We start from the raw sequence: 24,556 nt of genomic DNA on the forward strand, positions 1-24,556 counted from the left end.
TTTTATTTTGTTAAAAAGTCTTAAATAATATTCTTTCTAAATGTTTTTCTACGTTTTACTACAACAGTTTCAATATGTTTCCAAATTTTATGGATAGCTTCATTATCTTCTAACTCTGGAGTTCTGTAGCAATTAATAATTCCTTTTTGCCTGAATGTTTCATAGTATTCATTAAATATCACGGCATGAATACCTTTGTTTTGATATTCTGGATGCACACCAATTAAGTAGAAAACTACATCTTTGCTATGTTTTTTTGCTTTTAATAATTTAGCAAAACCAAAAGGAAACAATTTGCCATTCATCTCTTGTAATGCAGATGCAAATCTTGGCATTACAATAGCAAAGGCGACCATATCATCATTTTCGTCTACTACAAACTTTATGTATTCGGGATTTACAAATGAGATAAATTTCTTTTTAAAATACGCTTTTTGTATGTCTGTTATTTCAACAAAAGAAGATAAACTTTCATAAGAAGCATTAAACAAATCGAACATTTTATCGACGTAAGGCATCACTTCAGATGTTTTAGTAAGTTGTAATGCAGTTAATTTGTAGCGTCTTTTTATAAGCTCTTGCGCTTTTTTAAAATTTTCAGGTTTTACGTTTACAAAAGGAAATTTGCTTTCAGAATAACTTTTTTCTACAGTAAAACCATGTGCTTCGTAATGTTTTACATAATACTCATGGTTGTACCAAGTTATCATATTACTAATTTGGTCGAAACCTTCGGTCATCACTCCAACTTTATCTAAATTCGAAAACCCAACTGGGCCTTCAGTATATTCTAGATTATGTTGTTTTCCAATTCTATTTACTTCATTTAATAGCGCTTTAGACACTTCTAAATCATCTATGAAATCGAACCAACCAAAACGCATTTTAAGATGTTTTTGGTTTTTTACTTCCAACCAATTAATAATGGCTGCTACGCGACCAACAAGTTTATCGCCTTTATAGGCAAGAATTAATGTGGTTTCAGCATCATTAAAAATAGGGTTCTTGTCTTTGTTAAAAGTCTCCATCTCTTGGCTAATAATAGGAGGGACCCAGTATTTAGAGTCCTTATATAGCGAAAACGGAAATTTAACAAAGGTCTTTAAGTCCTTTTTGGTAGTTACTAGTTTAGTTGTAATCATAGGCATTACTCATCATCAAAATCTATGTCCTGAGTTTCTTTTTTACGTTTGTTATCGCTGTCAGGAGAAGCATCATCACCTTTCTTTTTATTCTTCTTACGTTTTTTATTGGCTTTACGTTCTGCCTCTTCTTCTGCAGATGTTCCATTATCCATTCCTGGATCTTTATGGAAATCTAAACGATAAGAAACTCCTAAATTTAATCCGAAAACTGAAGGCGTATCTTTAGTATTAAACGTTACGGCTGTATCTAACTGAAAATCTTTGCCCCAAAGATAAGCGCCACCAAATCTAAAAAGATTGTCTGCATAAAAATCACTATGTATTCCTTGTGTTTCTCCAAACAAAACCCATTGCTCATTAATAGCTTTTGTTAAAGTAATTATGTATTGAAAATCTGAAAAATCGGTTCCAATTCTATCTTTAGAAAAGTTCATTACCAATACCCAACCGCTAGCAAAATTATTTTGTGTTGCAACCATTACTTTAGGGCTAAAACCTTCTACTCCAGGAGCAGTGTATGGATTATCTGCAGAATCAAAGTTTGCGCCAACATAAACGGCAACAGCAGGAATTAAATTACTCCATTTAAAACGTTTGTTCGCATGGTAACTAAAAATATTTGGTTTTTCTTCACCTGCATTTTTATAAGGATCGTAAACTAAATATTTAGCACCAAGTGTTAGGTTTTTAAAATTAGAACGCTTTAAGTCTAAAGGTATTGTAGAACGGTAATCTGTTTGTGTATCATTTTGATAAACACCTTCTATATTAATTTCTAATTGAGGAAAAAGTAAGCCATAACGTGCTGCAAAATCAACTCCAAAACCAGATACATCATATTTTAAAGGTGTGTGTTCTTCTTTTACTGTATATGGACCAGCTTCAAACTGGACAACATTTGTACCAACGGAAAAAGCAGACCTAGAAACACCAGGTCGATTAGAATTAATAACTTCTGTATATTGCGCATGTGCTGTTAAACCAGCAATACACAGGACTATAGTTAAATAGGTTTTATTTAAAAACATAAGTTCTAGGTTTAGCTTCAAATATAGAGATTTTATATATTTTTTAAGTAAATAAATCTGAAATTACTCAACAAGAGTTGTATTTTTGTATAACAACATTTAATATTTTGATTTTTCTATGGGATTACTAAAGACCATACTTATAATATTGTTATTTTATTACGGATTCAAAATCTTATCTAGATTTTTTGGACCCTTTATACTTAAATATTTCACAAAAAAAGCAACCGAGCGTTTTGGAGGACAATTTCGTGGTTTTGGCAATCAACAAAAACAGGAACAACCAAAGCAACAAGAAGGTGAAATCTCTATAGATAAAATGCCTGAAAATAAATCTTCAAACAAAACGGTTGGTGAATATGTAGATTACGAGGAAATTGATTAATTTTCGGTTTTAAGAATCATACTATTATTTATGCAATTAACTTTAAAAAAAATCTTACCACATTTACTTGTGTTTGTAGGGTTTGTTATTCTGTCATTAGCCTATTTTAGCCCTGTCTTACAAGGTAAACAAATATTACAAAGTGATATTTTGCAATATAATGGTATGGCTAAACAGCAACGCGATTTTAAAGCGAATACTGGTGAAGAAGCGTATTGGACTAATAGTGCTTTTGGTGGTATGCCAACCTATCAATTAGGAGCTAGATATCCACATACTTATATTAAAAATCTTGATTTAGGACTTCGTTTTTTACCACGTCCAGCAGATTATCTTTTCTTATATTTTGTTGGGTTTTATATTCTATTATTATGTTTAAAAGTAGATTATAAACTTGCAGCACTTGGCTCATTAGCTTTTGGTTTTTCAACCTATTTAATTATTATTTTAGGTGTAGGACATAATAGTAAAGCACATGCTATTGCCTATATGCCTTTGGTTTTAAGCGGAATAGTTTTAACCTTTAGAAAGAAATATATACTTGGTTTTATTGTTACTGCTATTGCCATGGGATTAGAATTGGTGGCGAATCATTTTCAAATGACGTATTATTTAATGCTACTAGTTATTGTACTTGGCATTGTGTATTTAATTGATGCTTATAAGAAAAAAGTATTACCACATTTTTTTAAATCGGTTGGTATTTTATTTACTGCAGTAATTCTTGCTATTGGTTTAAACGCTGCCAATATTATGGCAACACAAGAATATGCTAAAGAAAGTACACGTAGTAAGACAGAGTTAACCATAAATCCTGATGGCTCACCTAAAAAAGACATTAGTTCTGGTTTAGCAAAAGAAAAAATAACAGAATACAGTTACGGATATCTTGAGACCTTTAATCTTTTTATTCCTAGATTTTTAGGTGGCGGAATGGGAGAAGACTTAGGTAAAGAATCTGCTTTTTATGAATTTTATAGAAGTCAAGGTGTTCCTCCTTTGGATGCTGCTGAAGCTGCTAAATCTGTTCCTACTTATTGGGGAAACCAACCAATAGTAGAAGCGCCAGCTTATGTTGGAGCTGTAGTATTATTTCTTTTTGTATTTGCATTATTTCTTGTGAAAGGAAGATTAAAATGGTGGTTAGTTGCTGGTTCAATTTTGGCGTTGTTGTTGTCTTATGGAAAAAACCTAGGTTTCTTAACAGACTTCTTCATTAATTTTGTGCCACTTTACGATAAATTTAGAGCAGTTACCTCAATACAAGTGCTTTTAGAACTTTGTATTCCTGTTTTAGCAATCTTTGGATTAGTTAGACTATTTAATGACTACGAAAAAGATGAAGATAAATTTAAAGCTTTAAAATTTTCAGCAATAATCACTACAGGATTATGTTTATTGTTCTTATTATTAAGATACACAGGAATTGTTTTAGATTTTGAAGGTATAAGAGATACAGGTTGGTCTCAAGGTGGTGGACAACCATTTGTAGATGCGATTGTAGCAGATAGAAAATCTATTTTCACAAAAGATACGTTGCGTACTTTATTACTAGTATTACTTTCAGCAGGAGCTATTTATATGTTTTTAAAACAAAAGCTTTCCGAAGGAAAAGTTATTATTGTCTTCGCTGCTTTAATTCTTTTCGACTTGGTTGGTGTAGATAGACGCTATGTAAATACTGAGAATTTTGTATCAAGCAGAGAGGTGCAAAGACCTTTTCAAGCTAATAATGCAGATAAGAAAATATTAAGCGAATCTGGACATTTTAGAGTGTACGATGTTAGCTCTGGTACAGGACGAGCAATTTCTCAAAAAGTAAATGCTATGGCAACAGGTTCAACATCTGCGCCATATTTTCATAACACTATAAATGGTTATCATGCAGCAAAGCTGAAACGTTTTGATGAGCTTTCAAATTTCTTCCCATTTACAAGACATCCCGAAATGCTTAATATGTTTAATGTTAAGTATATTATTAGTGAAGATGAAAATAAACAACCTTATCCATTTTTAAATACAGATGCCAATGGGAATGCTTGGTTTGTAGACAATATTACTGAAGTTAATTCAGCAGACGAAGAGATGCTTTCTTTACTAGATTTGAATACTAAGAAAACAGCTGTGGTAGACAGAAGTTCTATAGAAACTTATGAGACTGTTTCACAAGCAGTACCTAATAAAGCTATAACACAATTTAATCATGTTGTAGATTCGTTAGCTTCAATTAAAGTTTTAGAATACCAACCTAACTATATTAAATACGAGTCCAACAATTTAAATAATGGTTATGCCGTATTTTCAGAAATGTATTACGCAAACGGTTGGAATGCTTATATAGACAACGAAATAACGAATTACAATCGTGTAAACTACCTTTTAAGAGGTATGGAAATGCCTAAAGGAAAACATACAATTGAGTTTAAGTTTGAACCACAAGTTGTAAAAACAGGAGGTTCAATAGCTTTAACGAGTTCTATTTTATTAGGGCTAATTGTTTTGGGAGGATTGTTTTTTCAGTTTAAAAAGAAAAATGAATAAAAAGAAAGTTTTAATCATTACTTATTATTGGCCACCTGCTGGAGGACCAGGAGTACAACGCTGGTTAAAATTCGTAAAATATTTACCTAAATTTGGTATAGAGCCTATTGTTTATTGTCCTTCGAATCCTATCTATCCGCAAACAGACGATAGTTTATTAGATGAAGTATCAAGCGATATAACAATACTTAAGCAGCCAATTAATGAGCCTTATAAGCTTGCTAATTTCTTTTCTAAAGACTCTAAAGCTATTAGTAAAGGTGTTATTCCAGAACAAAAGAAGCAAAGTCTTGTTCAAAAAGCAATGCTTTTTGTTCGTGGCAATTTTTTTATTCCAGATGCTAGAAAAAATTGGATAAAACCATCTGTAAGATATCTGTCTACTTATATTCAAGACTTTGGGATAGACACCATTATTACAACAGGTCCACCACATAGTTTACATATTATTGGTTTAAAATTAAAACAGCAATTAGGTGTTAATTGGATTGCAGATTTTAGAGATCCATGGACAACCATTGGTTACCATAAGCAACTAAAACTAACACAAGCCTCTAAAAACAAGCACAAAAAACTAGAGAGTGAAGTACTTAATACAGCAGACACTATTATAGTTACTAGTGCAGTTACTAAAACAGAATTTCAAGAGTTAACTAATAAGCCAATAGAAGTTATAACAAATGGTTACGATGTTACAAAAAGCAGCGTTGTAACATTAGATTCGGAATTTACTTTAGCTCATATTGGTTCGTTTTTATCTAAACGAAATCCAGAAATTTTATGGCAAGTTTTAAAAGAATTGGTGAATGAGAACCAAGACTTTGCAAAGTGTTTTAAGCTTAATTTAGTAGGATTAGTTAGTGAAGAAGTTATAAGAAATATAAAAAAATATGGTTTAACTAATTATGTAAATAATGTTGGATATGTTTCACATAATCAATCTATTAATTTTCAAAAAAAATCACAATTATTATTATTAATTGAAATAGATTCTGAAGATACAAAAGCAATTATTCCAGGAAAGTTATTTGAGTACATGATATCTAATAGACCAATAATTGCTATTGGACCAACTGGCTCAGATGTCGAAAAAATAATCAAGAAAACCAACACTGGAGATTACTTTTATTATAATGCTTTAGAATCTTTAAAATCCAAAATTTTAAATCATTTTGAAGCCTTTAAAGTTGGAAATTTAAAAACGAATTCAATAGGATTAAGCCAATATAGTAGAGAAAATTTAACTAGAAAACTATCCGAAGTTATTCTTAAAGAGTAAGTTTATAAAATTTGAAACTTTAATTTTGGAATTTTAAAAAGCTATGGGAATTGTAATAAAACAGTCTATTCAAAACACTATCACAACCTATTTGGGTTTTGCTATAGGTGCTGTAAATACATTATTTCTCTACACAGAGTTTATGACTCCCGAATATTACGGTTTAGTTGGGTATTTGTTATCTACTGCTAATGTAATGATGCCGTTTTTTATGTTTGGTGTTAGTAATACGTTAGTAAAATTCTATTCGTCTTATAAAACAAAAAAACAACAAAACAGTTTTCTTACACTAATGCTCTTTTTGCCTTTAATAGCTATTATACCTATTGGTTTTATTGGTGTTTTTAGTTATGAGGCTATTAGTAATTGGTTAGCTTCAGAAAATGCAATTATTAAAGATTATACATACTTAATTTTTGTTATTGCTGTTGCAATGGCCTATTTTGAGGTGTTTTTTGCGTGGAGTAAAATTCATTTTAAAAGTGCTTTTGGTAACATAATGAAAGAGATTTTTCATCGTGTTTGTATTTTGTTTTTATTACTAGCGTTACATTATCAATTACTCACTGTAGAACAGTTTATTACTGCGATTGCAATAGTTTATGTAGTGAGAATGGTGATTATGAAACTTTATGCTTTTAGTATAAGATTCCCAAAGCTCGATTTTAAATTTAATTTTGAGGTGTTTTCTGTTTTAAAGTATAGCTTTCTTATTATTATCGCTGGATCTGTGGCTATGCTTATGCTAGATCTAGATAAAACGATGTTAGGAAAACTTATTGAAATAAAAAAAATTGCTTATTTTAATGTTGCTGTATTTGTAGCTGCTGTAATTGCAGTACCTGCAAGAGCTATGCATCAAATTACATATCCTTTAACAGCTAAGTATTTAAATGAGAATGATAAGATTTCATTAGCAGATTTATATAAAAAATCTTCTTTAAACCTTATAATTGTTAGTGGTCTTATTTTTATATTAATTATAGTAAATATCAATCAATTATATGAGATGTTAAAGCCAGAATATAGTCAGGCTTTGTATGTAGTTATAATAATTGCAACCGTAAAATTATCTGATAATCTTTTGGGTATTAATAATTCTATCATTTTTAATTCTAACTACTATAGAATCATACTCTTTTTTGGCGTATTAATTATTGTAGTAGCAGTTATTCTAAATTACATATTAATTCCAATATACGATATTAATGGAGCAGCAATAGCTACATTTTTAGCAATGCTATTATATGGAAGTTTAAAAGTGTGGTATGTAAATTTGAAGTTTAAAATGCACCCATTTTCGGTAAATACATTGTATTCATTATTGCTAATCTTAGTACTGTCAGCTTCGTTTTACTTTTGGGAATTCAGTTTTCATCCTATAATTAATATCATTATTAAATCTTTTATAGTTACTGTTATTTATGGATTTGTAGTCTATAGGTTTAGATTTTCAGAAGACATTTCTAATATTCTAAATAAAATACTGAGAAGATAGTTTCAGGTTATAGAGATACTGAAACAAGTTTTGCGTAAAAAAACCTGCTACTTGCTTTGGGAAACAAGGCAGCAGGTTTTTTGGTATAAATACCTTTTGTTTTATCTACGACTAGATTTGTTTCTAGACGATGAGCGATTAGTACTTGAAGAAGGTCTAGATGTTCTAGATTGTGTACTTCTACTTGTAGATGCAACTCTATTTTGAGTTCTAGAAGTGCTACGTTGTGTTGTTCTAGTTCTTGGTGTAGATGTCTTTGATTTAGTACGAGTTTGCGTTCTTGGTTTTGTTGCTGTATTTACTCTAGGTCTTGATGTAGATGTTGTTGTATTACCACGAGTTTGCGTTCTTGGTTTTGTTGCTGTATTTACTCTAGGTCTTGATGTAGATGTTGTTGTGTTACCACGTGTTTGCGTTCTTGGTGCTGTTACATTATTACCTCTAGTTCTAGGTGTAGAATTAGTAGAATTGTTACGTGTTCTAGTTCTTGGAGTAGAAGCTACACGAGTTCTACCTTCTGTTCTAGAAGCATAGCTTCTGTTTCTTGTTACTGTATTACCTCTTCGGCTTGCAACAGCAGTACTACGTCTGTAATTGTTTGTATAAGGTCTATTGTAGTTATAACGAATAGGTGTGTAATATTGTCTGTAAGGACTGTTAAAAACTACACAATAGTTAAAACTTGGTGCTGCATAATACATGTGCCATGGTCTGTAAACATAAGCTCTATTGTAAACGTTTATGTAACCAGAACAGTAATCGAATGCATTGTATCTGTTATAATGGACATATAATCCACCAACACTAGTAATATAACCTCTACTATTGTAGTTTATGCGTACATCTCCAGCTTGGCTTATTCTTCCATAATAATCATAATAAATAGGTGTGTTTTCAATTTGAATAATGGCTCCAAACTCATCGTATTGTACATAAGAACCATAATCGTAACCAGAGTTAAAACTAATATTTACATTTGGAGAACCAACAGTTACATTTACTTTAGGACCATAATTAGGCATGTAAAAATCAAACTGACCATCTGCATAAATAGAAAATTCTATACCTTGTTCATTAAAAATAAAAGATTTTCCATAACCTCTATAAGAGGTTGATATATTGCTTTCTAAAGCGTCTAGGTTATTAGTTTCGTCTGCATTAACAGTAAAACTCGTAAGGAGTAAAGCTGAGAATAGGTAGATTAAGTGTTTCATAATGTTTGTTTTTAAGATTGAATATTAGCTAAAATGCAAGCATCGTGCCAAAACTAAAAGGATGTAGTTTTGTAAACCGAAGAATAACACGTAGTTTCGCACCATACTTAACGATAGTAAGCATTTATGTCTTTTAAAAAATTAAACCCAGAAATTTTAGAAGCTTTAGAAATCAACGATTTTGAAGCACCAACACCATTGCAAAAGAAAGCATTACCTGTAATTAAAGGAGGTGCTAACGTATTCTGTATTGGTAGTAAAGGCTGCGGGAAAACTACTACTATTGTAATTAGCGTTTTACAAAAATTAAAATGTAAAGCTGTTGGTGATGCGCCTCGTGCTTTAATTTTAGTAGAGACAAAAGCTCAAGCTCTAAAACTTAAAGAAGAATTCGAGAAGTTTATAAAACCAAGAACGCTTAGAGTTTACACAGCTTACGATGAGCAAACACTAGATCAACAACGTGAAGAAATTTATTACGGACAAGATATCTTAATTGCAACGCCAAAACGGTTAAACAAGCTCTATTTAATGAATAGTTTAGACTTAAGTCAATTAAAATTATACATTATAGAAGATGCAGAATTTGCTGAAAAAGGACTCTATTTTGCCGCAATTAACCGTATTCCAGAAAGTATAGATAAATGTCAATATCTTGTTTTTGCCGAAAAATTAAGCCCAAGATTGAAACGTTTTGAAGATACCTTTATGTATCGTGCGCAGGTTGTTTCGGTTAAATAAATAATATCAATTATAAAAAATCCCACAAGCCATAAGCCTGTGGGATTTTTTCTATTTTAATAATTACAGAAGAAATTATCTTTTTCTCTTTTCGTTATTAAGTTTTTTCTGCTTCGTTACTTTTCCGTTTTTCTTATAATAGTAATGGTCGTCGTCATTATCCCAATTGTTATCCCAATCGTTATCTTGTTGGTGAGAACTACCAAAATGGTTTGTAGAACAAGATGTTCCTCCACATATACCACAACCATGATTATGGTGGTTTACTTGACCAATAATTCTTATTAATTGTCCACGCCTATTATACTTTAAATGTAGACCACCAACTTGTGTTAAAACGCCTCTTCGGTTGTATCTCATGTAAACACTGCCTAAGCGTTTAACTTGCCCAATACGGTTATAATTTACAAATACATTACCAATGCGTCTTACTTTTCCGCTAGCGTCATGTGTAATAATTGTTCCTCTACTTCTTGGAGTTGTATATCTTACTCGAGTTCCAGGAGCACCAAAAGTGGTATTAATAGAACGTCTTTTTGTATTCGATTTTCTGTAATATTCAGTGTCGTAACCAGTATCATAATGGTTGTCTTCAATATGTGTATTAAAATCGAAAGTTCCATCCGGGAAAATTAAAAATTCTACACCACGCTCTGTAAATTGAATTGGTTGTGTGTAATTGTTGTAGCGATTACTTGTTAAATCTTTACCTTTCGATGCAGATTCAACTTTTTCTGCTGCTGTTACAGTTGTTAATCCAATTAACAAAGCTGTAAATAATAGTACTAGTTTTTTCATAGTATTAAGGTTTTAGATTTTGTGCCTACTCTTTAGCTTTTCGGCTTACGCTATTTGCTTTTAATGTTTCAATACGCGTGCCAAACTTGTTAACTATTGATTTTGTTGATGTTTTAAAAGGTTTTAATGAAAGGATAATAGTGGATTTAATATTGAAAAACTCGATTTTAATATTATATTTACATTTATCAACATAACCAATCTATGTCAATTCAATACAAAAACTGTAAAAATTGTGAAAACGATTTTAGAGAGAATTTCGATTTTTGTCCACATTGTGGAATGAATGAAAAAGAGGAATTGACCTTAGGTGTTTTGTTTTATAATACTGTTAGTAATTATTTTTCTTTCGACGCTCGTTTTTTTAAGAGCTTTATTCCTTTATTATTAAGACCAGGTTATTTAGCTACAAAATTTGTTTCAGGAAAGCGTTTATTGTATTTACATCCAGGGCAAATGTATCTTTTTGCAGCCGTTTTGTTTTTCTTTTTATTTTCATTTAGTGCAAAAAAAGGAGCAAATGAATTTGATAAAGGATTATCACAATCGTTTGAAAAAAACACAAAAATTGATTCATTGTCTGTAAAGGCGTTGGAGGCAAAAGTAATGGTCGATTCTGTTTTAATAGAAGAAGCACGAATAGCACTTAAAAAGAATTCAAATCTTACAGGAATAACAGATAAACAAGTCGATTCTTTAGTTAATAATGAAAATTTTAATAATGAAAAAAACACCTTTAGTTTTTCTGGTAAGAAAATAGATTCTTTAATTGAAGCTAAAGTCCCTGATAGTGAGATTTTAAAAGAAATGGGTTTAAAAGAAGATGATAGTGCTTTTGCAAAAAGACTTTACAGCCAAGCACTAAAGTTTATTAAATCTAAACAAGGAGGAGGTATTCTTTTAGCATTTTTAGACGCAGCTCCAATAGCAATGTTTTTTATACTACCAATTTTTGCTTTAATATTGATGTTGTTTTATAGAAAACGCGGACTTTATGCACACCATTTAGTGTTTAGTTTTTATTATTTTGCGTTCTTATTTACAGTGTTTAATCTTGTTATTATTACTAACTTTATTGTAGATATTCCAGATTACATAGACTCTTTAATTGTTCTATCTGTTTTCTTTTATCTTATAATAGCATTAAAAAAGTTTTATAAACAAGGATGGTTTAAAAGCTTTTTAAAAGGAAGCTTATCTACAATGATGTTTTTTCCGATTCTAATTATCGTTTCAGCTTTAGTGCTATTATTTTCTTTTATGTTTTATTAGATTCGGCGTGCCAAATAGGGATATTTAAGAATTCGCTTAAAATTTCAGCATCGTTAATAATACCTCTAAGATTAGAATGGTCAATAACATTTAATCTTTCCGCATTATTTAAAATGATATTCAGTTCAAAACTTTTAAAGTTACCGTCTTCGTCTGAGACTGTTTCTCCAATTATTTGTATTGCAACAATGGTTGTTAATTTTATATCTACAGACATTTTAGTTTGAATACTTTTAAAGCCTCTGTAATATCTATTGGAAGTTTTATCAAAGCCATGTGGCGAGAAATAATTGAATAGTAAATACATACTAACACAGAAAAAAATCAACCCTACTGCAACAAACAAAAGTGTGTTGAATTCCCAAGAGCCTGTTTTGTTATGTATTAATTTGTAAAGTGGAAATCCTGTAAAACAGATGCTAAATATTGTAAAGACAGCTACAAATAAAGCGAGTCCAAATGTAGGTTTAATAACAAGTTCACTATTATTTTTTTTAAAGAGAACGTGAGTTTCAAAATTAGAACCACCTTTAGATAGTGGACTTATTTTAGTTTTTATTTTTATGTCTTCAATATCCAAAAGACTATAATTTTTCTTTCAAATATTTGCCTGTTTCAGATGCTCTAACTTTCACAACTTCTTCAGGAGTACCAAAAGCAACAAGTTGCCCACCATATTCGCCACCAGTTGGACCTAAATCGATAATATGGTCTGCACATTTAATAAGTTCTAAATTATGCTCTACTACAATTATAGAATGGCCTTTTTCAATTAAAGCATTAAAAGACTTTAATAGCTTTTTAATATCATGAAAATGTAATCCAGTTGTAGGTTCATCAAAAATAAAAAGAGCAGTTTCTTTAGTGTTTCCTTTTCCTAAAAATGAAGCTAATTTAATACGTTGTGCTTCTCCGCCAGAAAGCGTAGAAGAACTTTGTCCAAGTGTTACATACCCTAAGCCAACATCTTGCAAGGGTTGTAGTTTGTTTTTTATTTTGGTAACATGGTTATCGTTAAAAAACGAAATAGCATCATCAATAGTCATGCTTAAAATATCATCTATATTTTTATCTGCAAAAGTGACTTCCAATACTTCCTTTTTAAAACGCTTGCCTTTACAAGTTTCACATTCTAAATGCACATCTGCCATAAACTGCATTTCTATAGTTACTTCACCATCTCCTTTACAGGTTTCGCAACGTCCTCCATCCACATTAAAACTAAAATGTTTTGCAGCATAATTTCTAATAGTACTTAGTTTTTGCTTGCTGTAAAGTGCACGAATATCATCGTAAGCCTTAATATAAGTTACAGGATTTGAACGCGAAGAACGACCAATAGGATTCTGGTCTACAAACTCAATATGTTTAATATTACTAAAGTTTCCTTTTAATTCTGAAAATTGTCCAGGTTTATCTCCAAATCCAGTAAGCTTCTTTTGTATTGCAGGATATAAAATTTTTTTTACTAAAGTACTCTTTCCGCTTCCAGAAACACCTGTAATAACAGTTAGCATTCCTAAAGGAAAACTTACATCTATATTTTTTAAGTTGTTCTCTCTAGCACCTTTTATTTCAATACTGTATTTAGAAGTGCGTCGTTTCTTTGGGACTTCAATTTTAAGCGTTTCATTTAAATATTGTGCAGTTAACGAATCTGAAGCTAAAATGTCTTTAAACGTTCCTGTGGCAACTACATGTCCACCAAGAGTTCCGGCTTCTGGTCCAATATCTATAATTTCGTCGGCTTCTTTCATAATGTCTTCATCATGCTCGACAACAATTACTGTATTTCCTAAATCGCGTAATGCTTTCAATACTAAAATAAGTCTTTCAGTATCTTTAGGATGTAAGCCAATGCTAGGTTCGTCTAAAATATACATAGAGCCAACAAGGCTACTACCAAGTGATGTTGCTAAGTTTATTCGCTGACTTTCTCCACCAGATAAAGTATTCGATTTTCTGTTTAATGTTAAATAATCTAAACCAACGTTAGATAAAAAAGCCAAACGGTTTTCAATCTCTTTTAATAATCGTTTTGCAATAGTTGTATCGTGATCGTTAAGTTCTAATTCTTTAAAGAAAACGGTTAGTTTATCTAAAGGCATTTCTACCAAATCGGTTAAAGTAGCACCTGCTATTTTTACATAATTTGCTTCAGGTCTTAAACGTTTACCATTACAAATTTTACATTTCGTTTTACCTCTGTAACGCGATAACATTACTCGATTCTGTATTTTATAAGCTTTACTTTCTAGCTCAGTAAAAAAAGAGTTTAAACCTTCAAAATACTTATTCCCTGTCCAAATTAAGTCTTTGTCTTTTTGCTCTAATTCAAAGTATGGTTTGTGTATAGGAAAATTGAATTTATGACAATTATTAACCAGTTGATCGCGATACCAACTCATACTTTCTCCTCTCCAAGGAAAAATAGCATTTTCGTAAACAGATAATGCTGTATTTGGAATTACTAAATCGTCGTCAATACCAATAACATCTCCATAACCTTCACATTTTGGGCAAGCGCCATAAGGATTATTAAAACTAAATAAATGTACGTTAGGTTCTAAAAAAGTAATGCCATCTAATTCAAATTTATTAGAAAACTGTCGCGTTGTGTTATCACTTAATTGTTCTATAAAACATTCGCCTTTACCTTCAAAAAATGCAGTCTGTATAGCATCTGCTAATCTATTGTAGAAATCTTCGTCATCTTTTGTTACAATTCTATCAACTACTAAAAAGAGATTTTTGGTTTTTTCGGTAATACCTTCAGCTTTATCCAATCGTAAAACCTCTCCATTGGCTTTAATTCTAGCATAACCTTGCGCATTCAATGCTTTAAGTTTGTCATTCATTTCACGCCCTTCTTCTAAATGAATAGGAGCGAGGAGTAGTAGTTTTTCGCCTTGAGCTATAGATTTTATATAATTTAAAACATCTGTAACGCTATCTTTTTTTACTTCTAGCCCAGAAACTGGCGAAATGGTTTTACCAATTCTTGCGAATAATAACTTAAAATAATCGTAAATTTCTGTAGTTGTACCTACGGTTGAACGCGGATTTGTAGAATTCACTTTTTGCTCAATGGCAATAGCTGGTGCAATGCCTTTTATATAATCTACTTTCGGTTTATTTAAACGCCCTAAAAATTGCCTAGCGTAGCTTGAAAGGCTTTCTACATAGCGTCTTTGACCTTCTGCATACAAAGTATCGAACGCTAAACTAGACTTTCCAGAACCAGATAAACCGGTAATTACAACTAATTTGTTTCTTGGTATTACAACATCAATATTTTTTAGGTTGTGCAATCTAGCACCTTTTATAATAATATTATGTTTAGGGTTTACTTCGGAAAGCTTAGTGTTCATAAGTGTTTTAATCTAAAAGGAGAACAAAGATAACACTTAAATAGGAGCTTATAAAACAGTTTATTGCACAATAAAATGTTAAAAATTTAATTTTTTTTGTTTTTACGGAATGATTGTCGTTATATTTACCTCAATATTAATAATCTTATTACAAAGCCTATAACGCAACATTACTTTTTAAATTAATTAACCCAAGCTGAAGCCCTAACTTCTGCTATTAAAAGTAATGATTATGCGTAAAGAACTTATCTCAGATGCTACTCTAGTAAGTAGTTATATGAAAGGCGACGAATCTTCTCTAGAAGTTTTAATTAAAAGACACAAACAACGTATTTACAGTTTTATCTACTCGAAAGTTTACGATAGAGATGTTGCTGAAGATGTTTTTCAAGACACGTTTATTAAGGTTATTCGTACACTTAAATTAGGGAAATATAACGAAGAAGGTAAATTTTTACCTTGGGTTATGCGTATTTCACATAATTTGGTAATCGATCATTTTAGAAAGAGTAATCGTATGCCAAAGTTTCAAAATAGTGGAGATTTTAGTATTTTTTCTGTATTAAGTGATACGAGTTTAAATGCTGAAAAAGCAATTATTAAGGAGCAGGTTGAGGAAGATGTAAGGCGTTTAATAGAAGAATTACCAGACGACCAAAAGGAAGTTTTGGTAATGCGTATGTATCAGGATATGAGTTTTAAAGAAATATCAGAACGTACTGGAGTTAGTATTAATACAGCTTTAGGACGTATGCGTTATGCATTAATTAATATGCGTAAAGTTATAGAAAAGCATAATATTATTTTAACCAATTAGGAATAATACAATATTAGAATAAATACTGCGTTATCTATTTGAAATAAACAAATAAATACATGGCGAAAATTTACTCTGAGAATTCTAAAACAAATAATAAAATGATCCCTAAAGAAGAAACCATTAGTTTCATTCTTAATTATTCCAAGGCTTTAAGTGTTATAAATTATAAAAAAATGAAGTTTGAAGCACTTCTGAATTAGACTGAAAAAGCCCTGATGAGAATCAGGACTTTTTTTTGAATTGTAATTCTAAATAGTTTTGAGTCCTTAAGTATTCTTTTCTAATTGCTTCTAAATATAAAACCACTTTTTTATTATTTGTATACTCTGGTTTTAAACAGTTGTTAAAATCATCATCGTAAACAGTTAATAAAATATACCATATACCTACTCTTTTAGAGTAATCATCTTCAAAAAGTCTTGAATTTCCATTAGATTCTCTTTTAGCATCTATAGCTGCTAATGCTAGATTAATAGTTTTCGTTTCTCTTTCTGCTTCTCTATATGATAAATAATAGGTTTCATTACCAATATTAAAAGGTGTATTTGCTCCTACATTAACATGATCTAAATTATATTTAGCATTTAAATAATCGTAGAATTCTCCAGCATTTTTAGGATCATTAAAAATAAAAGAAGCCTCTTTTGGGAGTTTTCTTTTAAACTTTTTAGCTGTTGTTATTTTATGGGTTTCAATATTTGGAGCAATTTTTACAGGGAAGCAAGAGGTCGTAAATAATAGTATTGCAAGTATTATAAGAACGTTTTTCATTGGTTAGATTTTCTTCATAACATCAATTATTAAGCCACTATATTTGATGTTTCGTTATCTTTTAGACTTCTCATAATCCTTTAAAACAGTACTTCTTCCAATAGTCTTAGTTATAATATCCTTATCTAAATCCCAACCGCGAGCAGGAGAGTACTCTCTGCCATACCAAATAATTTGAAGATGTAAGTCGTTCCAAGTTTCTTCAGGAAACAATCGTTTAGCGTCTTTTTCTGTTTGGGTAACGTTCTTTCCGTTTGTTAAGTTCCATCTATACATTAACCTGTGTATATGTGTGTCTACTGGAAATGCTGGGACATCAAAAGCTTGAGACATCACTACACTTGCTGTTTTATGTCCAACGGCAGGAAGTTCTTCCAAGTATTTAAAACTTTGTGGTACTTCACCATTATGTTTGTCAATTAATATATGGGATAAACCATGAATCCCTTTACTTTTCATTGGTGATAATCCGCAGGGTCTAATAATTTCTTTGATTTCTTCTACGCTCATTTTTATCATATCATGAGGATTATCTGCTTTTGCAAATAGCAAAGGTGTAATTTTATTTACACGAACGTCTGTACATTGTGCAGATAATAATACAGCAATTAAAAGAGTGTAAGGGTCTTTATGGTCTAACGGAATAGGAATTTCGGGATATAATTTATTTAACGTTTCTATAACGAAATCTACCTTTTCTTGTTTAGTCATTAGTTGTATTTTTGAGACATATAAATGAAAAGCAAAATTACAACTATGAATACATTAAAGCAAGGCGATAAAGTACCAGGTTTTACAGTAAATAATCAAGATGGTAATCCAGTGTCTTTATCAGATTTTAAAGGAAAAAAATTAGTAATATTTTTTTATCCTAAAGCAAGTACACCTGGTTGTACAGCAGAAGCTTGTAATTTAACAGATAATTATAAAGCTTTACAGGATAAAGGCTACGAGATATTAGGTGTAAGTGCAGATTCTGAAAAACGCCAAACTAAATTTAAAGAAAAGTATGGTTTTCCTTTTGATTTATTAGCAGATGAAAACAAAGAAGTTCTTGAAGCTTTTGGAGTTTGGGGAGAAAAGAAATTTATGGGTAAAACTTATGATGGCATCCATAGAAAAACTTTTTTAGTAGATGAGAATGGAATAATAGTTCATGTTATTGATAAGGTAAAAACTAAAGATCATGCTGCGCAAATTCTTGAGTTATAATCTACAGAAGTAAATAAATATATAAATGAAGCACTCTTTTTAGGGTGCTTTTTTAGTAGAAAATCTTTCTAATACCAATAAACACAAAAACCATTAGAGTATAGATTAAAAAGAAAGGAATAATAAATTGCTTAAACCCTAATACTAACATTACAGCAATTATTAGTAATTGAAAGCCTAATCCAAAGGTAGAAATGCTAGACATTAACCAATTAGGGAATATTTTGCCTTTGCTAGCATTATGGTCTAGTTTATAGATAATACTATCAAATGCACCATATAATATTTTATATAACTTAAAAAGGAAAGTAACATGTTTTTGTTTTTCACCAGGTAAGGCAATTGGTATTTTGTCTTCAAACACACGACTTGTTGTGTCTCCATCAAATTTGTTCCTTAAAATAACATAATAGTAATTGTATAGTGTGCCTTGCAATTGTATTCCTAAAAAAGCAAGTATGGTAAGCCAGATACTGGTATCTGTGATATAGCAGATTGTAATGAAAATTAAAAAGTTTAAAATAATGTCTGAGATTGAATCTAAAAACCGTCCAGTATAAGATGGTGTTTGTTTAACACGAGCTAGTTCACCATCTGCAGCATCTAAAATAGATTTTAAAATTAGAAAAAATGCAGCTAATTCATAGTGGTTATTAAGAATACAATAAATGGCTAATAATCCAGAAATTATAAAGCCAATAGTAACATGAATAGGAGTGAGTGTTGTGTTTTTTAAGCTGTTTGCAATAACTCTGGCTATTGGTCTTCCATAATCTGAAAGATCAATAAATTTATGCTCCTTGGGTAGTTTTGACATATGTTTTCATAGAAATCTGTACTGTGGAATATACCTGTTTACAAGATTGTGTAAGTCACTTCAAAGATACAACATCACAATTGATTACCCCAATAGTAAAACAATAAAACCCAATAATTAAAAATGAAACTATTGGGTTTTGTTAAAATTTTGAACTCGTTATATTTTATAGCTCAATCCAACGTTAATGTTGCGTCCTATATTAAAAACACCGTCACCTTTTAAACGCGATAAATGATTAATGTATGTTTTATTAGTTAAATTATTACCAGAAACAGATAATGATAACCGATTGTTAAACACCGTAAAATCACCACCAAATCCTGCGCTTAACAAAGTGTAACTACCTGTTGGAGTTTCAAAATTACTTACATTATTTTGCTGGAAAGTGTTTTTTAGTTTTACAAAAGCATAGCTTTTATTAATCCATTTTTTATCAAATTCTACACGAATAGTGTTTGTTAAACTATTAGCAGGAATTAATGGTAAATAATCGCCATTGTCTTGTTTTCCAGTTACAGTCTCGAAACTACTCTCGAAGTGTAACCAATCTAAAGGATGAGGATGAAAATGTAAACCAAACTCTCCTCCATATAAATTTGCATTTTGCTGTAAGTAATTAAAAACAGGATCTTCGTTTATAAAAGTCCCGTTTGGAGTAAGATAAATGTAGTTATTTATACTATTATAAAATCCGTTAGCAAAAACTTCAACATGTTCATTTTTATATTCTAAAGCTAAATCTGCTTGGAAGTTCTGCTCATTTTTTAAGTTAGTATTTCCTATTTCAAATCGGTTTGTACCTTCGTGAGATCCAAAACTAGTGAGTTCTGCTAAATTTGGAGCTCTAAAACCAGAAGCAATATTTAATCTTGCTACTACTTTTTCTGTGAGATTTGTTTTTGCTCCTATAGCAGCATTTATACTATTAAATTCTTTGTTTAGACCGTCAATCACATTTATATTTCGGTTATCGTAACGCGCTCCTAATTGCACATCTACTTTATTAAAATGAATATGTGATGTTGCTAAAATGCCAAAATCGTTAGTTGTTGCATCAGGAATTAATTGCTCTTCACCATAATTAGAATTGATTTGGTGCATGCCTTGAACACCAACTATAGTTTCAAATTTACCAAGTGTTGGTAAATTATATTTAATATTATAATTCGCTGTTTTTAGTTTCATATGTAAAGCAGCAGCTAGCACTTCATCTTCATGTGCTTCGTCATGTTCCTCTTCGTCATGGTGTTCTTCAAACTCCTTCCTATCATTATAAGTGTAGCCTAAGTTTACATCTAGACTAGAATTATTAAAAAACACTTTAGATTTAGAGCTAAAAATATGATTTGTTAAATCTTGATAAGGTAACAATGGCGTTTTTGCAGTAGATTGTTCTCCAATTTCTTCAGGTAATCCTAATTTTGAATGATTGACGTTGTAACGGAAATCGGTTTTAAATCCTTCTTTTTGGTAGCCTAAACCAGCCTTAAAATCTTGTTCTCTAAATCGCGTGTTTGTAACACGATAATCTTCAGTTTTATAATCGGAATGTTCAGCCAGACTTCCTCTAAACAGAAATTTAAAATTATCTGATGACGATTTGTAACCTACATTTGTGCTATAGCCTTTAGTATTACTATAATAATTGGTATTAAAATCGGCTGAAGAAGTATTTTGCACAGCAAAACGTTCTGGGTTAATGTATAATACACCACCAATCGCATCGCTACCATAGAGTAGAGAAGCAGGTCCTTTTATAATTTCTACACTCTCAATTCCTGAGCCATTTATTCCTAATCCATGTTCGCCTCCAAATTGTTGATTTTCTAATCTAACGCCTTGTGCATAAACTAAAACACGGTTAGAACTTAAGCCACGAATTACAGGTTTACCAATGCTTAATCCTGTAGAAATACTTTCTACTCCTGCAATACTTGTAATACCATCTGCTAATGTTACAGCTCCGTTTTGTTTTAAAGCAGACATGCTTTCGCGTTCTACTTTCATAACGTTGTCACTTTGTAATCTATGAAAAGGAGTAGAAATAATGAGCTCTTCCATTTCTATTGCGGAAGAGTTAAGTGCTATATTTAAAGTACCTTTTAATGGAAGATTTATGGTTTTTGAAACGGTTTCAAAACCAAGAATAGAAAAAATAATGGTTTGATTACCTTCTGGTAATCCAGAAAGATTAAATAATCCTTCACTATTTGTAATTGTGCCTTTTTCAAGTTGTGCAAAATATACAGTTACATCCTCTAAAGGTTCTTGAGTGAAATTGTCTGTAACTTTACCTGTTATTGTTTGTTGCGCTAATACGCAGTTAGTTGCCATGAATGCGACAACTAAAATTAAATATTTCATATTTATAATTTTAATTTAATAATTATGTAGCTGAATGTTAAGTGTTTCAGCGAAAAAAAACGATTATTAAATTAATTGTGGAGGTCCACGAAGAGAGAATGGTAAACGTTGAAAATCACTTATAAAATGATATTGTGATTTAGTTATTTTATGATTGTTTTCTACAATTATTACTTCTGAAGGAATTGCCTCAAATGCAAATACTGTATTTAATTTAAACTTGTAAAATTCACAGTCTACTTCAACTTCATGAAAATGGCTGTCTGAAGGATTAGTGCATACCTCATGTTTGTGATTTTCAAAAATATGGGCAAATTTCACAACAGAAGGTAAGACAACAGCAAACAATAGCAGTATTGCAATACTCTTAATTATTATATGTTGAATTTTGTATTCCATTTAATCTAAAAAGCGTCCTAAGCCAAAACGACGTAACATTTTCTTTTCGAATTCCCAGAAAAACTTGCCTTGACCAAGCAAGTAACCAATAATTACTAATAAAATTTGGTAGAAAATAATGCCAATAGTAACGTATAATAACCAATAAACAAAGACATTTAAGTTTTCTTTAGTAATTCCTAAAAACTTAATAAAAGGTCTGCCTACAAGCAAAGACGAAGAACCAGTAATAGAAAAAACAATAAATATTCTAATTATTTCCCAGCGTTGTTTAACTACCCACTTATTTTCTAGTTTTTTGAAGATTACTAGAACTAGGCGTAAAAGGATAAAAGAAATTAGGAGCGCAAATGCAATTTGGAAGGCTATATGGTTTTCTTCTCTAAATAATCCTGCTATTTTAAAGCTAGAATAAAAAAGGCCTAACAAACCTATTAAAGGAAATAGTAATTGCCAGTTTTTTGTGATTTCCCAACTTTTTTTAAATTGCTTCATTGCCTTTTTTTAGAAGCTGCAAATATAAATTAATTTTGAGGGACTCTGCCGCCTAAAAGGTTTTGATTGTATCTGTTTTGAAAATAAATAAAGTAGTTATATATTTTGTAATTAACATCGTAACCATAATCGGTTCCATAAGTATAATTAATTTCCATTTCGTATAAATTGGAGTTGTATTGTCCAGGCTGTAATACGCGTCTATTCCATTCTTGAACGTAACGAATATTCTTGGTTTCTAAGTAGTTTTGTGTATAGAACCCTTCAGGTTTAGCATTAGAAGCAAGGTATGAGCCAAATCCAGCTTCAATAATTATAACATCGTACTCAATAGTGTCTCCCGAAATTTTAATGGTATCACCTTTTTTTACTTGAACTTCTTCATTTTTTTGTGATCTTGTCGTTTCTTTAGAAGAATTACAAGCAAAAATAAGAACCATAATACTAAGTAATAGAAGTGTATTTTTCATGAGTTTAATTTTTAAAAAAATACGAATTTTAGAGGTGAGTTTAGTTGTAAAACAAAAAGAGCCAAACCTTAATTTGACTCTTTTATATATTATTTCAATTTTTGATAAATATTATTTTCCAAAAAGACCACCTAATAATCCACCAAGACCACCTTTTCCTTTAGTTGCTTGACCTAATACCATTCCGGCAACATCATCTATAATACTACCATCTCCATCACTATCTAACATTTTTTCAAGGAAAGTTTGTTCTTGTGTTCTTCCTCCTGCAGAACTAGCTCCACCAAGTAAACCACCAAGTAAACCACTTAAGTCTCCTGCAGAACTTACATTGTTTTGACTTGCTTGTTTTCCTAAAACACCCATTAGAATTGGTGCTGCAACTTTTAAAATATCTGCAACTGCACTTGCGTCCATACCAGCTTTTTGACCTAGTACTTGTTCAACGTTTGTTTTTTTATTTCCTAAAATATGACCTAATATCTTATCTCCATCATTTTTAACATCGTCGTTAACACCACCACCAAATAATCCACCAAGATTATCTAAGATATTTCCATTGTGCTTACCATTAATTGCTCCCATTAATCCTTCTGCTCCTTCTGGAGTAGATGCATTACGTTCCATTGCTTTCATTAAAACAGGTAAAGCCATACTTAATAAACTACCTGTTTTTCCTTGGTCTTGTCCTGTTGATCCGGCAACACCACTAATTATTGATTTTCCTAAATCACTTCCTAATAAATCTAAAATTCCCGACATTCTTTAATATTTTTTAAGTTGTTATTGTGTTGAAAAGGTACATAAAAAAAGCCTTAACGTTAATATTAAGGCTTTAGATTTTATTTTGTTTTGAAATTTAAACGACAAACGGTTAGTTTTTGTCGGTGAGTAACAAGTTTTTGATTTGTGTCGCCAATTCAACACCAATACGATCTTGTGCTTCGTTAGTTGCAGCGCCAATATGTGGTGTTAAAGATATTTTCGGATTCATAAGTACTTGAACAGCAGGAGTTGGTTCGTCTTGAAACGTGTCTAAACCTGCGAATGCAATTTTACCACTATCTAAAGCTTTTACTAACTCTACTTCATTTACAACACCACCACGAGCAGCATTTATTAAAGCAGAACCATCTTTCATCAGATCAAATTGGGCTTTACCAATTACATAGTCTTTTTGTGCAGGTACGTGAAGCGTAACAAAGTCCGATTCTTTTAAAACGTCATCCATTGGTTGCGTTTTAATATTGAAGTTTGCAGATTGTCCATCGAAAAAAGTAACAGATACATCTGCAGTATCCATAAATTTATCGGCAGCAATAACTTTCATACCAACACCTAAACCTATTTTTGCAACTTCTTGTCCAATACGTCCAAAACCAATAATACCAAGAGTTTTCCCTCTTAATTCAACTCCTTTTGCGTAGTTTTTCTTAAGTTTCTTAAATTGAGTATCACCATCTAACGGCATGTTTCTATTAGAATCGTATAAATAACGCACACCTGTAAAAAGGTGAGCGAATACTAATTCAGCGACAGATTGAGAAGAAGCAGCAGGTGTGTTAATTACGTGTAATCCTTGTTCACGTGCATAATCTACATCTATATTATCCATACCAACACCACCACGTCCAATAATTTTTAAATCTGGACAAGCATCAATAACTTCTTTTCTTACTGTTGTTGCACTACGTACTAAAACAACACTAATTTTATTTTCGTTAATATAGTTTGCTAATTGCTCTTGTGCTACTGTTGTTGTAGATACTTCGAATCCCGCGCTTTCTAAAGCGTCAATTCCACTTTGAGAAATACCATCGTTTGCTAATACTTTCATTGAAAAAATTTATTTTTTCATTTCCGTGAAGACGGAAATCTCTTTAATTAATATTTTATTTAAATAAGTTTGGGTAAGGCTGCCAAGTAAAGACTG

The 24,556-nt window shown here is 31.1% G+C and carries 23 protein-coding genes; 8 read left to right on the plus strand and 15 right to left on the minus strand.

The window, feature by feature from the left end:
• Positions 1 to 20: 20 nt before the first annotated feature.
• Together CW733_RS03790 and CW733_RS03795 are read right to left on the minus strand one after the other, a co-directional pair.
• Positions 21 to 1,142 (minus strand): GNAT family N-acetyltransferase, encoded by a 1,122-nt coding sequence (locus tag CW733_RS03790; RefSeq protein ID WP_100998649.1) that lies wholly within the window; start codon positions 1,140 to 1,142, stop codon positions 21 to 23.
• Positions 1,143 to 1,147: 5 nt separating this feature from the next.
• Positions 1,148 to 2,173, minus strand: coding sequence for a transporter (locus CW733_RS03795; protein WP_100995851.1), 1,026 nt, complete (start codon positions 2,171 to 2,173; stop codon positions 1,148 to 1,150).
• Between the two features lie 118 nt (positions 2,174 to 2,291).
• Here CW733_RS03795 and CW733_RS03800 point away from each other — a divergent pair, with 118 nt between their 5' ends.
• The 4 genes from CW733_RS03800 to CW733_RS03815 are packed head-to-tail and all read left to right on the plus strand — an operon-like array spanning position 2,292 to position 7,876.
• The gene (locus CW733_RS03800) at positions 2,292 to 2,558 is read left to right on the plus strand and encodes a DUF4834 family protein (protein WP_100995853.1); all 267 of its coding nucleotides are present in this window, start codon (positions 2,292 to 2,294) and stop codon (positions 2,556 to 2,558) included.
• Between the two features lie 30 nt (positions 2,559 to 2,588).
• Positions 2,589 to 5,099 carry a YfhO family protein gene (locus CW733_RS03805; protein WP_100995855.1) on the plus strand — a complete coding sequence of 837 codons (2,511 nt, stop codon included), beginning with the start codon at positions 2,589 to 2,591 and terminating at the stop codon, positions 5,097 to 5,099.
• The gene (locus CW733_RS03810) at positions 5,092 to 6,378 is read left to right on the plus strand and encodes a glycosyltransferase (protein WP_100995857.1); all 1,287 of its coding nucleotides are present in this window, start codon (positions 5,092 to 5,094) and stop codon (positions 6,376 to 6,378) included. The genes CW733_RS03805 and CW733_RS03810 overlap by 8 nt, the downstream gene beginning before the upstream one ends.
• Before the next feature lie 43 nt (positions 6,379 to 6,421).
• Positions 6,422 to 7,876, plus strand: a complete 1,455-nt coding sequence (locus CW733_RS03815) for a polysaccharide biosynthesis C-terminal domain-containing protein (RefSeq protein WP_100995859.1) — start codon at positions 6,422 to 6,424, stop codon at positions 7,874 to 7,876.
• 101 nt (positions 7,877 to 7,977) lie between these two features.
• On the opposite strand, the gene CW733_RS03820 is transcribed toward CW733_RS03815, so the two are convergent.
• Positions 7,978 to 9,090, minus strand: a complete 1,113-nt coding sequence (locus CW733_RS03820) for a hypothetical protein (protein WP_100995861.1) — start codon at positions 9,088 to 9,090, stop codon at positions 7,978 to 7,980.
• A gap of 126 nt (positions 9,091 to 9,216) precedes the next feature.
• On the opposite strand from CW733_RS03820, the gene CW733_RS03825 reads away from it, so the two are divergent.
• Positions 9,217 to 9,831: a DEAD/DEAH box helicase gene (locus CW733_RS03825; protein ID WP_100995863.1), complete on the plus strand. Its 615-nt coding sequence runs from the start codon at positions 9,217 to 9,219 to the stop codon at positions 9,829 to 9,831.
• A gap of 75 nt (positions 9,832 to 9,906) precedes the next feature.
• Here the strand turns inward: CW733_RS03825 and CW733_RS03830 are convergent, their stop codons facing one another.
• Positions 9,907 to 10,629, minus strand: coding sequence for a hypothetical protein (locus CW733_RS03830; protein WP_100995865.1), 723 nt, complete (start codon positions 10,627 to 10,629; stop codon positions 9,907 to 9,909).
• A 204-nt stretch (positions 10,630 to 10,833) separates the two neighbouring features.
• Between CW733_RS03830 and CW733_RS03835 the strand changes: the two genes are divergently transcribed.
• Complete coding sequence (locus tag CW733_RS03835) at positions 10,834 to 11,901, plus strand: DUF3667 domain-containing protein (RefSeq protein WP_100995867.1); 1,068 nt, start codon at positions 10,834 to 10,836, stop codon at positions 11,899 to 11,901.
• Here CW733_RS03835 and CW733_RS03840 read toward each other — a convergent pair.
• Entirely contained in the window at positions 11,888 to 12,481 is a 594-nt protein-coding gene (locus tag CW733_RS03840; RefSeq protein ID WP_100995869.1) for a hypothetical protein, read from the minus strand. The genes CW733_RS03835 and CW733_RS03840 overlap by 14 nt on opposite strands.
• A 4-nt stretch (positions 12,482 to 12,485) precedes the next feature.
• Complete coding sequence (gene uvrA / locus CW733_RS03845; protein ID WP_100995871.1) at positions 12,486 to 15,272, minus strand: excinuclease ABC subunit UvrA; 2,787 nt, start codon at positions 15,270 to 15,272, stop codon at positions 12,486 to 12,488.
• A gap of 232 nt (positions 15,273 to 15,504) precedes the next feature.
• Here uvrA and CW733_RS03850 point away from each other — a divergent pair, with 232 nt between their 5' ends.
• Positions 15,505 to 16,089: an RNA polymerase sigma factor gene (locus CW733_RS03850; RefSeq protein WP_100995873.1), complete on the plus strand. Its 585-nt coding sequence runs from the start codon at positions 15,505 to 15,507 to the stop codon at positions 16,087 to 16,089.
• Positions 16,090 to 16,314: 225 nt separating this feature from the next.
• Here the strand turns inward: CW733_RS03850 and CW733_RS03855 are convergent, their stop codons facing one another.
• Both CW733_RS03855 and nth read right to left on the minus strand, forming a co-directional pair.
• On the minus strand, positions 16,315 to 16,863 hold the full coding sequence (locus tag CW733_RS03855) for a hypothetical protein (RefSeq protein ID WP_100995875.1): 549 nt from the start codon (positions 16,861 to 16,863) through the stop codon (positions 16,315 to 16,317).
• Between the two features lie 54 nt (positions 16,864 to 16,917).
• A complete protein-coding gene (nth, locus tag CW733_RS03860) occupies positions 16,918 to 17,574 on the minus strand; it encodes an endonuclease III (protein ID WP_100995877.1) in 657 nt (218 codons plus the stop codon).
• A 45-nt stretch (positions 17,575 to 17,619) separates the two neighbouring features.
• On the opposite strand from nth, the gene bcp reads away from it, so the two are divergent.
• Positions 17,620 to 18,075 (plus strand): thioredoxin-dependent thiol peroxidase, encoded by a 456-nt coding sequence (gene bcp, locus CW733_RS03865; RefSeq protein ID WP_100998650.1) that lies wholly within the window; start codon positions 17,620 to 17,622, stop codon positions 18,073 to 18,075.
• Positions 18,076 to 18,127: 52 nt separating this feature from the next.
• Here the strand turns inward: bcp and CW733_RS03870 are convergent, their stop codons facing one another.
• The 7 genes from CW733_RS03870 to CW733_RS03900 all read right to left on the minus strand — a co-directional run bounded on the left by CW733_RS03870 (position 18,128) and on the right by CW733_RS03900 (position 24,460).
• Positions 18,128 to 18,892: a CDP-alcohol phosphatidyltransferase family protein gene (locus CW733_RS03870; protein ID WP_100995879.1), complete on the minus strand. Its 765-nt coding sequence runs from the start codon at positions 18,890 to 18,892 to the stop codon at positions 18,128 to 18,130.
• A gap of 159 nt (positions 18,893 to 19,051) precedes the next feature.
• On the minus strand, positions 19,052 to 21,259 hold the full coding sequence (locus tag CW733_RS03875) for a TonB-dependent receptor (protein WP_100995881.1): 2,208 nt from the start codon (positions 21,257 to 21,259) through the stop codon (positions 19,052 to 19,054).
• Positions 21,260 to 21,325: 66 nt separating this feature from the next.
• Positions 21,326 to 21,580: a hypothetical protein gene (locus tag CW733_RS03880; RefSeq protein ID WP_232730390.1), complete on the minus strand. Its 255-nt coding sequence runs from the start codon at positions 21,578 to 21,580 to the stop codon at positions 21,326 to 21,328.
• A 78-nt stretch (positions 21,581 to 21,658) separates the two neighbouring features.
• Positions 21,659 to 22,153, minus strand: coding sequence for a DUF6787 family protein (locus tag CW733_RS03885; protein WP_100995882.1), 495 nt, complete (start codon positions 22,151 to 22,153; stop codon positions 21,659 to 21,661).
• 29 nt (positions 22,154 to 22,182) lie between these two features.
• On the minus strand, positions 22,183 to 22,623 hold the full coding sequence (locus tag CW733_RS03890) for a DUF6146 family protein (RefSeq protein ID WP_100995884.1): 441 nt from the start codon (positions 22,621 to 22,623) through the stop codon (positions 22,183 to 22,185).
• Between the two features lie 111 nt (positions 22,624 to 22,734).
• Entirely contained in the window at positions 22,735 to 23,385 is a 651-nt protein-coding gene (locus tag CW733_RS03895; protein WP_100995886.1) for a DUF937 domain-containing protein, read from the minus strand.
• A 112-nt stretch (positions 23,386 to 23,497) separates the two neighbouring features.
• Positions 23,498 to 24,460, minus strand: a complete 963-nt coding sequence (locus CW733_RS03900; protein WP_100995888.1) for a D-2-hydroxyacid dehydrogenase — start codon at positions 24,458 to 24,460, stop codon at positions 23,498 to 23,500.
• Positions 24,461 to 24,556 lie beyond the last annotated feature (96 nt).

Source organism: Lacinutrix sp. Bg11-31, from assembly GCF_002831665.1.
Lineage (GTDB): Bacteria > Bacteroidota > Bacteroidia > Flavobacteriales > Flavobacteriaceae > Lacinutrix.